We start from the raw sequence: 14,145 nt of genomic DNA, 5'->3' as shown, positions 1-14,145 counted from the left end.
AGTATCTATAGTGTGTTATTTAACTCGCTAACGTGGTTGCGAACTCACTAAGTTGTTGCCGTAACCATGTATGGGCAGGGTCGTAGTGTTTTATTGGGCTCCACACCATAGAAATTTCTTGCGGTACCATTTGAAATGGCAACGGCAGTGTGACTAAGTTATCTGTCTGAAAGCTCGATATTGCCAATCTGTTTGGAATACTGAGTAGTAAATTAGGCGATTGTTCAATTAACTTTTGCGCTTGAAAATGCCGTGTAAAAACTTGAATATTGCGGCGTTTCTCTAATTGCCATAGCGCTTCATCGAGTTCTCCTAGCTTATTCGGATGGCTATCTTTTGAGATACGGTTTTCACTCGTAATACCACTTCTACTTACCCAAATGTGTGGCTGTGATAAATAGCTCTCGAGTGTTGGTGATGTTGCAAACGGGTTATTTTGATGACAAACAACACGAAAATTATCGCGCCATAAACGTTTTTGATGAAAAGAGGTGGGTGCTTGTTTAAAGCGATTAATTGCAAGGTCAACACTGCCTTCTTGTAGTTCAGTTAGTTGGGTATCGCCTGGCGAAGTGATGTTGTAGCTAAGGTTAGGGTAACTACTTGAGGTACTCGCAATAAAAGGAAATAGTAAGCAACTTTCAATGTAATCATTAGTGAGAATTTTAAAGGTGTAAGTTGCAGATGTTGGATCAAAATGGCTGTCAGATTGAGTAATTGATTCACTTAAACGAATAAATTCGCTGATCTGAGGTTTTAATGCTAGCGCCTTTTCCGTTGGCTGCATACCACCAGATGTTCTAACCAATAGCGGGTCTGAAAAATACTCTCTTAATCTTTTTAATGCTGCACTTACGGTAGGCTGTGTTAATGCTAGTTTATTAGCTGCACGAGATACACTTTTTTCTTCAAGTAAAACGTTAAGGTAAACCAGTAAATTGAGATCAATATTGCGAATATTCATTAGTGACTGTACAAACTAAAATTTGATTTAGAGTACAACGTATTGAAAAATAAAAAAAGCCGATAGATTCGGCTTTTTTATTGTGTAAAAAAGTCTGATTACAGGCCTTTTTCTGAATACAAAGTAACTTTACCGCCAACAAATGTAACTTTAATGTTGGTGCTATCATTTCCCCAAGTACAATCAGTGTGCATTGTTTTCTCTTCACATTTTGATGCGCCACCTAAAATTGCTTCAACTTCTTCTTTGTTCTGACCTACTTTGATTTTTTCGTAGTTTTCTAAAGTCACTTTTGAACAAGCAGTAAGTGTAAGCATTGCCGCAGCAGTGATTAGTAGTTTTTTCATGGCTATTCCTTAATGGTTATAACGTCGAATTTGCATAATCACACCGAGCCTTGGATGGTCGAAATAATGAATTTCTGAACTTATCACACGGCGAAATTGTGAAAAACGATCTGTTTTTAATACGGTTTCAGTAAGCTGCTCTGCAGAAAATGCATTTTGATTTTGCTCAAAATTTAATTGCTCTACAGTTTGCTCAGTTAAATCATTTAAGTCAAAATCAGCTTCGATATTAAGGTAATTGTGACGAATAAACACTTTGAATTTACCTTCTAACTGCCAAGTTTGCTTTGCTAAAATTGATTCTTTCGGTGCGTCATCAATTGCAGGTAATGCTTGATGAAGCGTTTCAGTAGATGATTCATCAATTCCATAATCCATTTCATATGAAGTATCGAATTGCGTGTATTCTTCTAACATTTGCTCTAATGATTGAGCTTTTTCTGTTTTATTAACAACAGCAGATAAATTTTTACCACCGTAAAGGTACATTGGAGTTGCATTCCTGACGTTGCTTTCAGGCTGACGCCAACCCGTGTGTAATAATGGTTTTAAACCACGCTGTTTTAATCGTGCGACTGTTTCTTTCAGTTCGAGTTGTTCTTCTGAAAGCAAGTAAATGTAGTCTGTATGCTCTTGAGTAAGGGCTTCCGGTGTTAACGGGAGTGTTTCAAGTGCTGTAATGTCGATGTCTTTATGACAAGCTAGTTGCTCGTCGTCAAATTCAGTCGGGGCATCTTGTTCAGGCATTACTTCAGCAGGCGTTTGCATTTCAGGCTCTGTAACAGTGCGTTCGAAACGCTGCTCACCGATTGAAGAGGTTTCTTCCTGATTAACCGTTATGTCAAATTCACCAGTACATTCTTTATATTTAATTTTTTGAATTTCTTGATATGCATCCGCGATGATATCTTTCGTTTTGCTGTAGTCTATTGCAGCAAAATCATCAGCGGATAAGTCTTCTTTTAATTCACTATCAAGTTGTCTTTCAAAAAAGATCAATTCAATATCAAACCAACGTAGATTGGCATTTGCCATAAAACTTGCGCTTAGCAGCGTAAATGGCAAAACGTATTTTATTATCATTATTTCAAAACCTTTTGTGCAAAGTCTTTAAGCATTGCCGTTACAAGTTTTAAGCGTTCTTGATTATTCTTTTCTTCAATCATAAAACGCAACTTACTTGCACCTTCCATTTTATAAAACTGTGGGCTTGATTGCAGCAACCCGATAATGAAACTCGGATCAACCTTAGTATCTTGGCTAAATTCAAAATAGCCACCTTTTATATTGGCATCAATTTTTGTAATGCCTATTTCACCTGCCGTAATTTTGAGTTGCTGAATTGCAAACAAATTTTGTAATGCTTCAGGTAGTAAACCAAATCGGTCAATTAATTCAACTGTTAACTCGTCCATTGCATCTTTATCTGTACAACTTGCGATACGTTTGTACATGCTTAAACGTGTGTTTACATCATGAATGTAGTCATTTGGAATAAGCGCTGGGATTTTTAAGTCGACATCACTTTGTTTACGCAATAAATTGTCAAGGCTTGGCTCTTTACCTTGTTTTAATGCTTCAACTGCTTGGTCGAGCATTTCCATATAGAGGCTAAAGCCGATGCTTTCAATTTGACCACTCTGCTCATCCCCGAGTAGTTCACCCGCACCGCGGATCTCTAAATCATGAGTTGCTAGGGTAAAACCAGCACCTAAATCTTCTAAAGACGAGATAGCTTCAAGGCGTTTTTTGGCATCTTTACTGATTAGCTTTTCATGTGGTGTTAGTAAATAGGCGTAAGCTTGATGGTGGCTTCGTCCAACACGACCACGCAACTGATGTAATTGTGCTAGACCGAAACGATCAGCTCTATCAATTAAAATGGTATTTGCAGTTGGAATATCAATACCAGTTTCAATAATTGTGGTACACACAAGCACATTGAATTTTTGATGATAAAAATCCGACATTAAAGATTCGAGTTCTTTTTCGCGCATTTGGCCGTGCGCAAATTGCACATTTGCTTCAGGCACTAACGCGGCGATATCATTCGCAAAGCTTTCAATAGTTTCAACATTATTGTGTAAGAAATAAACTTGACCACCGCGCTTAATTTCACGAATGATGGCTTCTTTTGTCAGTTCATCATCATTTTGGCGAACAAAGGTTTTAACTGCCAAACGTTTAGCAGGTGGCGTTGCAATAATTGATAAATCACGCATGCCACTCATCGCCATATTAAGCGTACGTGGAATTGGTGTTGCAGTAAGCGTTAAAATATCAACATCTGCTCGTAACGACTTTATTTTTTCTTTTTGGCGCACACCAAAGCGGTGCTCTTCATCAACAATAAGAAGTCCTAAATCGTCAAATTTAATGTCTTGCTGAAGTAATTTGTGGGTACCAACAACAATATCAATTTTGCCTTCAGCTAAGCCTTCAAGGGTTTGCTTTTGTTCTTTTGCAGTTTTAAAACGAGACAGCAGAGCAACTTCAACAGCAGAGTTGGCAAATCGGTCTTTAAAGTTTTCAAAATGTTGTTGAGCAAGTAGGGTGGTTGGTACCAATACAGCAACTTGTTTTGAATCATTTACCGCCACAAAAGCGGCGCGCATGGCAACTTCTGTTTTACCAAAACCAACATCACCGCACACAAGTCTGTCCATCGCTTGCGGTTTTTGCATGTCGTTAAGCACGGCACCAATGGCATTTTGTTGGTCGTCGGTTTCTTCAAACGGGAAACTATCGGCAAATTGACGGTAGGCCTTACTATCATGATTAAAGGCATAACCCGGTTTTACTTCACGCTGAGCGTAAATATCTAATAATTCAGCGGCGACATCGCGGACTTTTTCCGCAGCGCGACGCTTGGCTTTTTCCCAGGCTTCAGAGCCGAGCTTATTGAGCGGTGCTGTTTCTAAATCACCGCCTGAATAACGCGACAGTAAATGCAAAGAGGCAACAGGTACGTAGAGCTTTGCTTCATTAAGGTAGTGAATTGTCACAAATTCAGTTGTAACACCACCGGCATCAATGGTTTCTAGGCCTTGATAGCGACCAACACCATGATCTAAATGAACAATTGGTTGGCCAATTTGTAACTCAGCCAGATTTCGGATAATAGCATCTTGGCTGACTTCGTATTTGTGTTTACGGCGACGACGCTGAGAAATCTTTACACCCAGTAACTCTTGCTCAGTAATAATTGTGAGCTTTTCAGTGTGTAATGAAATGCTTTGCTCAAGTGGCGATACAATCAGACCAACGTCACTGTTATTGTTCAAAAAGTGCGATAGATTATCAAATTCGGCTAGTTTAAGACCGGTTGGCTTAAGTAATGTTAATAATGATTCACGACGGCCATCACTTTCTACACTAAATAAAATGCGATGATTATCCGATTTAAGCGTTGAAATATAATTTAACACTAACTCAAACGGTTGTTTCAGTTGATGATTTACACGAATATCAGGAAGGTCTAGAAGCGCAATGTTGTGATTCGCTGCCTTGGTACCTAACTTACCTTGTGAAAGCGCAATGCGTGGCGATTCATTGAGTTTAGAAAATATATTCTCAACATTCAGATAGAGTTTGTTGGGCTCTAAAAGCGGGCGTAATGGGTCGACTTTACGGTTTTCAAAACGTTTTTCTATATCAAGCCAGGTTTCGCGGCAACTGTGTTCAATATCGCCTAATGTGAAAATCACATTATCTGAGGGTAAGTAGTCAAACAGAGTCGCTGTATTATCAAAAAAGAGCGGTAAGTAGTATTCAATCCCTGCAGGTAAACTACCTTGACTCACTTGCGAATAAATCGAACCTTTTTCATGTGCTAAACCAAATGCTTCGCGGTAATTGATGCGGAAACGTTCAATATCATCTTCGTCTGTGCCAAACTCATGGGCAGGCAATAAATCGATTTCCTGAATGTTGTCGCGCGAGCGTTGTGTTTCAGGATCAAATTGACGAATTGAATCAATTTCATCGTCGAATAAATCAATGCGTAGTGGGGTATCACTGCCCATTGGAAATAAATCAATAATTGACCCACGTATCGCAAATTCACCATGCGCCATTACCTGTTGCACATTAATATAGCCAACCGATTCGAGGGCACTGCGAAGCGTCATACTATCTAAGGTATCACCAACGCGGTACTTAATTGCTTTGCCATAAATAAATTCACATGGCGCAGTGCGTAACATCAAGCCGGCAATTGGCACAATAAGCACGCCATTTTCCTGATTACGCAGTTGACTAAGCAGGCTTAAACGCTGCGAAATAATGTCTTGATGGGGTGAAAAATGGTCATAAGGCAGTGTTTCCCAGTCAGGGAATAAATTGACTGGGACATCTGGCACTAAATAAGAAAGCTCAGCCTCAAGTTTTAAAGCTTGTTGCGAGTTTTGAGTGACAATTAATTTAAATCCAGTATGGCTTTGTACTGCATCTGAAATTGCTAAACTTAGGGCCGAACCAACTAAATTGCCCCAGGCAATTTTGTCATTACGTGTTTTAACCCAGGGTAAGTTAAGCCACTGACTTTGCATTAATGTCACTCCTTAGTATTAATCTCGGTATAATTTCGTTAGATCTTGGTAATGGTCGATACGACGGTCACGTAAATACGGCCAAATACGACGAACAGATTCGCTACGTGCTTTATCAATATCGGCATACAGAATTTCATCGTCATTATTTGAAGCGTGCGCTAGGATTTCACCTTGTGGGCCAGTGATAAAACTGTTGCCCCAAAATTGAATCCCCTTAGATTGACCACTTGGATCGGCTTCGTGACCTTGACGGTTACATGCAATAACAGGCAAACCATTTGATACCGCATGAGCGCGCTGAGCGATGACCCACGCATCAAGTTGGCGTTGCTGCTCTGCTTTTTCATCATCTAAATCCCAACCGATTGCTGTTGGGTAAATTAAAAATTCTGCGCCTGCCATTGCCATCAAGCGAGCAGCTTCTGGGAACCATTGATCCCAACATACTAATACGCCTAATTTACCGATAGATGTTTCAATTGGTTGAAAACCCAAATCACCTGGAGTGAAGTAAAACTTCTCATAAAAACCTGGGTCATCAGGAATATGCATTTTACGATAAGTACCTGCGATTTCGCCGTCAGTATCAAGTACAACAGCGGTGTTATGGTATAAACCGGTTGCGCGTTTTTCAAAAAGTGATGTCACAATAACAACATTCAGCTCTTTTGCTAACTGGCCATAGAGAGCTGTGCTTGGCCCTGGAATTGGCTCAGCAAGATCAAAACACTCTGTGCTTTCTACTTGGCAAAAATACAAACTACGGTGTAATTCTTGAAGTACAATTAGCTTAGCGCCATTTTTGGCCGCTTCTTTGATACCAAGAACAGTTTTATCTTGGTTATGTTGTAAATCACCGCTATTAGAATGCTGAATCGCAGCAACTTTAATTGTCTGAGACATGATTAGCTCCGTAAAAAACCGTTAGGTAATTGCATGGTAATACAATGTAAACTGCCAAATTGGTGAATTAATGGCAGACAGTCAATTCCAACAACTTGATGCTCTGGATATGCTTTAGCAATAAGATCAAGTGCAGTTTGGTCGTTAGCATCTTGATATGTAGGAACTAACACTTTGTTATTGATAATAAGGTAATTGGCATAAGTTGCCGGCAAACGATCACCTTCATCATTAAATTTTGCACTTGGCCAAGGTAGGGCATGTAAAGTGTATGCATCGCCACTAGGTGTTTTAAGCGTTTGTAATTGCAATGCCATGTTTTGTAATGCGTTAAAGTGTTCATCATCACTGTCATCACAGGCAACATAAACCAAAGTATCATTTGGGGCAAAACGCACTAATGTATCAATGTGACTATCGGTATCGTCACCAGCAAGATACCCGTGATCAACCCAAAGGAAATGATCAACACCTAATACTTCACTGAGTTTGGCTTCAAGCGCTTCTTTAGAAAGATTGTTTTCGCGGTTTTCGTTTAACAAACACTCACTGGTAGTAAGTAATGTTCCTTTACCATCAGTTTCAATGCCGCCACCTTCAAGTGCCAGTTCAACTTTGCTACTTGATGCATCCGCCGCAAGTACAGAGTTAAAAAGCTGCTGGTTTATCGCGTTATCAAGATCTGCTTGGTACTTATTACCCCAACCATTAAAGGTAAAATCAAGCGCATGCAAGCTATCACCTTTATATGTGCAAATAGGGCCATGATCACGTGCCCAAGTATCGTTAGTTGGGCAAACAACAAAATGAAGGTTATCTGTAGCTACTTTGTTATCAATAAATAACTGGCTAATATGTGCTTTAAGTGCGTCGTTATGCGCCACAATGATTAAGCTTTGTTCAGATAAAATTTCACGTGCAATAGCAACATAGGTTACTTCTACTGAATCTAATATATTTGCCCAGTCAGTATCTTTATGTGGCCATGTCAAAAGAACGGCATCTTGTGGTGCCCATTCTGCAGGAAAAACTGTTTTCATAGTGTTTTACAAAGGGAATTTTGGCCAATATTATCAAATGGTGGCGTTATTTATTAGTGTTTAATTGATGTTTTTCTTTGTTTGCTTCTTTTTTAACACTTTTGCTTGCGCATGTAGACTCGCCCTTACCATGAGCTCTTGATCTTGCTCTCGGATGTGGCTAAAAATAAAGCGAGTTTTAAAATTTCCTTCGTCAGCTTGTGAATCGACCACTTGCGCAAAACAAAATACTGCTGCGGCTTCATCTGCTAAAAATAATTTACAACGATAAAACGCATTAGCTTGATATTGATCAGTTGTATGGAGTACAAAACCACTGCCACCAAAACTATGGGTTTCAAGTTGGTCTTCTTGCTGATTTTCACTGGCTAAAATATGTGACAGGATCAAATCAATTTTACGGGATTGTAGTTTAAGGTACTGCGCTAAATCTTCAGCCACATCACCTAGTTGACGAAGTGGTCTAAGCGCTGTTTGTTCAAGTATATTTACTTCATTAGCGAGTAAAAATAGCGGGGGAATGATTTTATCTATGTCGCTATCGTCTTTTGGCAAGTTAGCTTCTTCGACTGGTTCTAAATTAACACTAATCGCGTGTTCAATTTGAAAGTATTGATTAAATTGCTCGAGCAGATAAGACATAACGTAAGCTGTTTGACTAAATAATTTAATATCTTAGCCTGAACTCGTAAGTTCAGGCAAAGAATTTATTATTTTTCAGTTAGCTGCCTGTAAAAGGTACGTTTTCAACCACTTCTAATGATTGGTTGAGTGCATCTAATCGGGTATTTACAAAGCGTTCTTTACCGATTAACTCATCAATACCAAGGCGTTCTAACTGATATTTAGCATCTTGATTCGGGCAGTATAAGAAAACTTCACAGCGCGCTTCAATGGCATCTTTTATCGCGTTTTCGAGGGCAAGGCCAACGGTCATATCAATCATTGGTACATCACTTAAATCGAGTATCATCGCTTTATATTTGTGTACAGAGGTATGCTGCCTAGATATCGCTTTCGATACACTGAAAATCATTGGCCCTGATAAATAGAAAAATAGAATTTTTCCTTTCGCTTTATCTAAAATAGCACGCTCATCATTGTTAAGCGGTACATCGTCATCGTCGGCGTCACTAATTGCTTTTACATGTTTTGCTTGCTCGCGGCTTAAGCGTTCAATAACAATAATATTCGAAATAAATACACCAAGGCCTACAGCAATTAATAAGTCTACAAAGACGGTCAATAACATTACACCATACATAATTGCTGTTTGTTGCATGCTTGCTTTGTGAGCGCGTTGTAAAAAGCTCCAATCAAGAATGGAGATACCAACATAGAGTGCGATACCCGCAAGTACAGCCATTGGAATTGGTTCGATTAAGCTACCAGCAACGAGTACAACTAGCATTAAAATAATCGCGCGTATGATTGCAGCAGCAGGGGAGCGAGAGCCTACTTGTATACTCACAACCGTGCCCATGGTTGCACCTGCACCAGGTAATGCGCCAAACAAGCCTGAGATCATGTTCGCAATACCTTGGCCTTTTAATTCTTTGTTTGAATCGTGTTCTTGGCGTGTAAGTGAATCAGAAATAACCGCAGTCAACAGAGTGTCGATACAACCAAGCGTACCAAGTACCATGGCTTCAATAATCATGGTAACGAACTGATCAGAGGTAAACGTAGGGAATACCATATTTGGTAAGCCAGTAGGGATTTCACCAATCCGACGAATGCCCTCGTCAGTAAATAAAATAACCGAAACTAAGGTAATTGCGATTAATGCAACTAATTGTGCAGGAATATATTTGCGGTACTTTTTAGGAAAGTAAAATAATATTGCTAACGTAGCGAGACCTAAAAAGAGCTCTGAGAAATGAAGGTTGGCAATTAAACTTGGTAATTCAGATAACGTACCAACAACTCCGCCAGACGGTGGTTTATGACCAAGTAGTGGAGCAAGTTGTAAAATAATTAAGATAACACCAATGCCAGACATAAAGCCTGAAATAACACTGTATGGCATTAAGGTGACGTATTTACCGAGTTTTAAAGAGCCCAGTAAAAACTGAAAAGCACCGGCCATCATTACCACGGTAAAAGCCATTGCCATGCCTTGCTCAGGGTGCTTAGCCATCATAGCAGTAAGCACAGCAGTCATAATAACGGTCATTGGACCGGTAGGTTCTGAAATAAGCGAGTTAGAACCGCCAAAAAGGGCTGCAAATAAACCGACTAGAATAGCACCCCAAATACCTGCTTCAGCGCCTGCTCCAGAGGCAACACCAAATGCAAGGGCGAGTGGTAATGAAATGATTGCTGTAGTGACACCACCAAATAAGTCACCACGAAGTTGAAAATGCTTAAATCGCTCAATCAAAAGTTTTACCCCAATTTTTCAGACGCGGTATTCTAACCAGACTGTACAATAAGTTACAGTAGCATGACGCGATTTAAAGCATAAAACTGTACTGATCAGATCTGTTATGTAACAAAACAATTCGTGTACTAGAAAAAAATACAATTATCCTTAAGAAGTGTTAAACTTCCTGAAAATTACACTTATTAAACAATCATTAATCTATGTTTCAGCCAGTTAGTTTGTTTATTGGCATGCGCTATGCGAAATTAGCCAAAGGCAATGGCTTTATCTCTTTTATTTCTTTTTTCTCGATAGCCGGTATTACCTTAGGCATGATTGCGCTTATTTGTGTAACTAGTGTTATGAATGGCTTTGAAAACCGTTTAAAACAATCCATGCTTCAAATTGTTCCCCATTTAACCTTATCCTTGAATAGTGATAATCAACACACGGTAATTGAAGCACTCAGTAGCAATGCGAACGTGAACGCGATTTCGAAATTCAAAAGCAGTGAAGGGCTTGTTGTTTCGAACAGTAAATTACTTGCAGCACAAATATATGGCGTGGATAAAGAGCAACAAAACCCGCTCAAAAATATGTTAAATCCAAGTATTGTTGAAGCACTCAGCAACACCAAATATGCCGTTGCAATTACGCGCCGTTTAGCCACACAGTTAGATGTTGCTGTAGGTGATAAAGTGCGTTTGATGCTACCAAGCGTTACTACATTTACACCCGTTGGTCGCATGCCGTCGCAACGCCTTTTTACGGTTGCTGTATTGATTGATAATCCAGCATTTCATTCGCAAGTTATTTTAACTAGCACCAATGATTTACTTCGCCTTAATAGAGTGAAACCAAAAGATTTTAATGAAGTCGCCGTTTATCTTAATGACCCATTTCAACTTGAAACCCTATTAACTGAGCTGCCTCAATTACAACCACTAAAAGTAGGCGATTGGAAAGACAGCCAAGGCTCGTTATTTTCAGCGGTAGCAATGGAAAAACGCATTATGAGTTTATTGCTTGGTTTAATTATTTTAGTAGCGGTTTTTAATATTCTCTCTGCACTTACAATGATGGTTTCTGAAAAACAATCAGAAATAGCGATATTACAGACCTTAGGATTAACCCCAAGTGGTGTGTTACAAGTATTTATGGTGCAAGGGCTGTATAACGGGCTAGTTGGTAGCATATTAGGCGTTGTGCTTGGTTTGAGCATGGCGGTCAATATCAATGAAATACTGGCACTAATCGGCATTCAAATTATTGCAGGAATGCAATTACCCGTAGATGTATCTTGGCTTCAAGTTACTGTCATTTTTTCTTTAAGCATTATTATGAGTTATTTAGCTACTTTTTACCCTGCAACCCGCGCAGCTAAATTAGCCCCAGCACAGGTATTACGCTATGAATAATCACGTTGTTGTTAAATGTGAGCATTTAACTAAATCATACCAAGATGGCGAAGTACAACTCGACATCTTAAATGACCTTAATTTAGAACTTGAAGCGGGTACCACATTAGCGATTGTGGGCAGTTCTGGTTCTGGTAAAAGTACCTTGCTGCATTTACTTGGAACACTTGATAAACCAAATCAAGGTACGATAGAAATCAAAGGTGTTGATACCACAGAGCTTAATCGTAAACAACAGGCTGAGTTTCGTAACAAACACATAGGCTTTATTTATCAATTTCATCACTTATTGATGGAGTTTAGTGCGCTAGAAAATGTGATGTTGCCATTGTTAATTGGCGGCGTTGCTAAAACGGATGCAAAAACCCAAGCGACTGAGATGTTAAATAACGTTGGTTTAAGTCATCGTGTGTCACATAAACCAGATCAACTCTCTGGTGGTGAACGTCAACGCGTTGCTATTGCACGTGCTCTTATTACAAAACCGGCATTAGTATTGGCTGATGAACCAACAGGGAATTTAGACAAAGAAAACGGTGAGAAAATTTACGAGCTCATTAATCAATTAAAAGTCAGTCATAACACGGCATTTATTGTGGTTACCCATGATTTAGAGTTGGCAGCAAAACTTGATAAAACCATGTTTATTAAACAGGGGCAACTGGTAAGCCAATGAGTTTAAGTGTTTATTTGGTAAAAGGGTTTAGGCGAGGCAAGGGCGAAAAGTCCGTTAGTGGTTTTTTTAGTAAATCGTCAACCATTGGTATTTCGTTAGGTGTTGCCGTGCTTATTCTGGCACTTTCGGTGATTAATGGCTTTGAATTTGCCCTAAAAGACCGCTTACTCAGTGTAATACCGCATATTGAATATTATGCACCATCAAAACCGCTTGATAATTTTACTCACCATCAACAGCGTTTATTAACGCATCCCGAAGTAAAAGCTGTTGCACCATATATCAAATTAAACGCAATGGTGTCTCACAAAGGCAAAATGCATGGGGTTGTACTTAAAGGCATCAATCCAGCACTTGAGCAAACAGTGTCTAAAAGTGCTGAATACATTACGCCAAAATCCAGTATTAATCTAGCCGATGGGGAGGTTGTTTTAGGTAAAGCATTGGCTGAAAAGCTGGCACTATCCCTAGGTGACACTGTAACTGTGTTATTACCAGAGCCAGGTACACAATCGCTCGCCAGTATTAATCGTATCAATTTAACGCTAGTGGGTACGATAAATTTAGGCGGTCAATTAGATATGAATTATGGCCAAATTACTTTAGCAAAAGCGCAGCAATTAAAGCGTTTTTCAAATACTGAATTTGATGGCCTACAAGTTAAAGTAGCGGATGTGTTTGCTGCAAGGCAAAGCGCTTTGTCTATTGGGCAATCACTCGATGAATTGGTTTACATTGAAACTTGGTATCGCTCTCAAGGTAACCTATACCAAGATATTCAAATGGTACGGCTTATTGTGTATATCACCGTATTTTTAATTGTGGCGGTGGCAAGTTTTAATATTGTGTCCACGTTGATTATGGAAGTGAAAGAAAAGCAGTCCAGTATTGCGATATTAAAAACCATGGGCGCTACTGATGGCACAATTATCCGCTGCTTTTTACTGCAAGGTGTGCATCAAGCTGCGATAGGTTTAGCGTTAGGGCTGGCTTTTGGTGTTTTGTTATCATTAACAATTAGTGATATTTATATATTTTTAAGTGAATTACTGGGTAAAAATGTACTCTCGGGAGTGTATTTTATTGATTATTTACCGAGTGAAATTAACATTAAAGATTTGGTTATTACTACAGTCATTACTTTTACCATGGCTGTGGTTGCCTGTATTTATCCTGCCGTTAAAGCAAGTAAAACGGATCCTGCTAAGATTCTAGGTCATTAGCCGTAATCTCATTAGTTTAAATAAAGCACTATGTGTGCTACATCTATTGCTTTAATAAAGTAAAAATGAGGTGCGATATGCAGTGGCAAGAAGTGTATGATTTTTGGTTTAAACAGCTGAAAAGTGAAGATTGGTTTCGTGTAAATCCGACACTTGATGAAACCATCCGCAATGAATTTGAAGCAACATTGATTGCAGCAAGTAAAGGTGAACTTAGCCACTGGCGAGTGACTGCGAAAGGTGCGCTTTGTGAAATAATAGTACTTGATCAATTTTCTCGAAATATTTATCGCAACACCCCAAGTGCATTTAGTCAAGACGCGATAGCTCTTGTGTTAGCTCAGCATGCTATTGAAAAAGGCTTTAATAAGCAGCTCACACAAACGGAGGTCGGTTTTCTATATTTACCTTTTATGCACAGTGAAAGTATAAAAATTCATGAAGTTGCACTCTCGCTCTATGCTGAACATCCTAACTTAGATTTTGAAATAGCTCATAAAAAGATCATTGATCAGTTTGGTCGCTATCCGCATCGCAATGAAATTCTTGGTCGAGTGTCTACTGAACAAGAATTAACATTTCTGACACAACCTAATTCATCTTTTTAACGTTACTGCTTGCTTTGCCGTTGTTGAATCAGTAGAGTGAGGCAATTG

12 protein-coding genes are annotated in these 14,145 nt (G+C 39.2%); 4 read left to right on the top strand and 8 right to left on the bottom strand.

Annotated elements, in window-relative coordinates; all coding sequences use genetic code 11:
* Positions 1-19 precede the first annotated feature (19 nt).
* The 8 genes from AAEU29_RS03245 to AAEU29_RS03210 form a co-directional block, all read right to left on the bottom strand.
* On the bottom strand, positions 20-964 hold the full coding sequence (locus AAEU29_RS03245; protein ID WP_421972036.1) for a LysR family transcriptional regulator: 945 nt from the start codon (positions 962-964) through the stop codon (positions 20-22).
* Positions 965-1,062: 98 nt separating this feature from the next.
* Entirely contained in the window at positions 1,063-1,311 is a 249-nt protein-coding gene (locus tag AAEU29_RS03240; RefSeq protein ID WP_421972035.1) for a DUF3862 domain-containing protein, read from the bottom strand.
* A 9-nt stretch (positions 1,312-1,320) separates the two neighbouring features.
* Positions 1,321-2,394: a CsiV family protein gene (locus AAEU29_RS03235; RefSeq protein ID WP_421972034.1), complete on the bottom strand. Its 1,074-nt coding sequence runs from the start codon at positions 2,392-2,394 to the stop codon at positions 1,321-1,323.
* Positions 2,394-5,861 (bottom strand): transcription-repair coupling factor, encoded by a 3,468-nt coding sequence (gene mfd / locus AAEU29_RS03230; protein ID WP_421972033.1) that lies wholly within the window; start codon positions 5,859-5,861, stop codon positions 2,394-2,396. Before mfd ends, AAEU29_RS03235 begins: the two co-directional genes overlap by 1 nt.
* A gap of 18 nt (positions 5,862-5,879) precedes the next feature.
* A complete protein-coding gene (locus AAEU29_RS03225) occupies positions 5,880-6,767 on the bottom strand; it encodes a carbon-nitrogen hydrolase (protein ID WP_421972032.1) in 888 nt (295 codons plus the stop codon).
* 2 nt (positions 6,768-6,769) lie between these two features.
* Positions 6,770-7,807 carry an agmatine deiminase family protein gene (locus tag AAEU29_RS03220; protein ID WP_421972031.1) on the bottom strand — a complete coding sequence of 346 codons (1,038 nt, stop codon included), beginning with the start codon at positions 7,805-7,807 and terminating at the stop codon, positions 6,770-6,772.
* A gap of 60 nt (positions 7,808-7,867) precedes the next feature.
* A complete protein-coding gene (locus AAEU29_RS03215; RefSeq protein WP_421972030.1) occupies positions 7,868-8,449 on the bottom strand; it encodes a PilZ domain-containing protein in 582 nt (193 codons plus the stop codon).
* A gap of 79 nt (positions 8,450-8,528) precedes the next feature.
* The gene (locus tag AAEU29_RS03210; protein WP_421972029.1) at positions 8,529-10,190 is read right to left on the bottom strand and encodes a SulP family inorganic anion transporter; all 1,662 of its coding nucleotides are present in this window, start codon (positions 10,188-10,190) and stop codon (positions 8,529-8,531) included.
* A gap of 203 nt (positions 10,191-10,393) precedes the next feature.
* On the opposite strand from AAEU29_RS03210, the gene AAEU29_RS03205 reads away from it, so the two are divergent.
* The 4 genes from AAEU29_RS03205 to AAEU29_RS03190 all read left to right on the top strand — a co-directional run bounded on the left by AAEU29_RS03205 (position 10,394) and on the right by AAEU29_RS03190 (position 14,097).
* Complete coding sequence (locus tag AAEU29_RS03205; protein WP_421972028.1) at positions 10,394-11,590, top strand: lipoprotein-releasing ABC transporter permease subunit; 1,197 nt, start codon at positions 10,394-10,396, stop codon at positions 11,588-11,590.
* Positions 11,583-12,266, top strand: coding sequence for a lipoprotein-releasing ABC transporter ATP-binding protein LolD (gene lolD / locus AAEU29_RS03200; RefSeq protein ID WP_421972027.1), 684 nt, complete (start codon positions 11,583-11,585; stop codon positions 12,264-12,266). Before AAEU29_RS03205 ends, lolD begins: the two co-directional genes overlap by 8 nt.
* Positions 12,263-13,489, top strand: coding sequence for an FtsX-like permease family protein (locus AAEU29_RS03195; RefSeq protein ID WP_421972026.1), 1,227 nt, complete (start codon positions 12,263-12,265; stop codon positions 13,487-13,489). The genes lolD and AAEU29_RS03195 overlap by 4 nt, the downstream gene beginning before the upstream one ends.
* A 77-nt stretch (positions 13,490-13,566) precedes the next feature.
* Complete coding sequence (locus tag AAEU29_RS03190; RefSeq protein WP_421972025.1) at positions 13,567-14,097, top strand: DUF924 family protein; 531 nt, start codon at positions 13,567-13,569, stop codon at positions 14,095-14,097.
* The last annotated feature ends 48 nt before the right edge of the window (positions 14,098-14,145 follow it).

The organism is Pseudoalteromonas aquimarina, from assembly GCF_049257255.1.
Classification (GTDB): Bacteria; Pseudomonadota; Gammaproteobacteria; order Enterobacterales; family Alteromonadaceae; genus Pseudoalteromonas.
The sequence above is the reverse complement of the archived record's forward strand: the minus strand, read 5'-3'. Positions and strand labels throughout refer to the sequence as shown.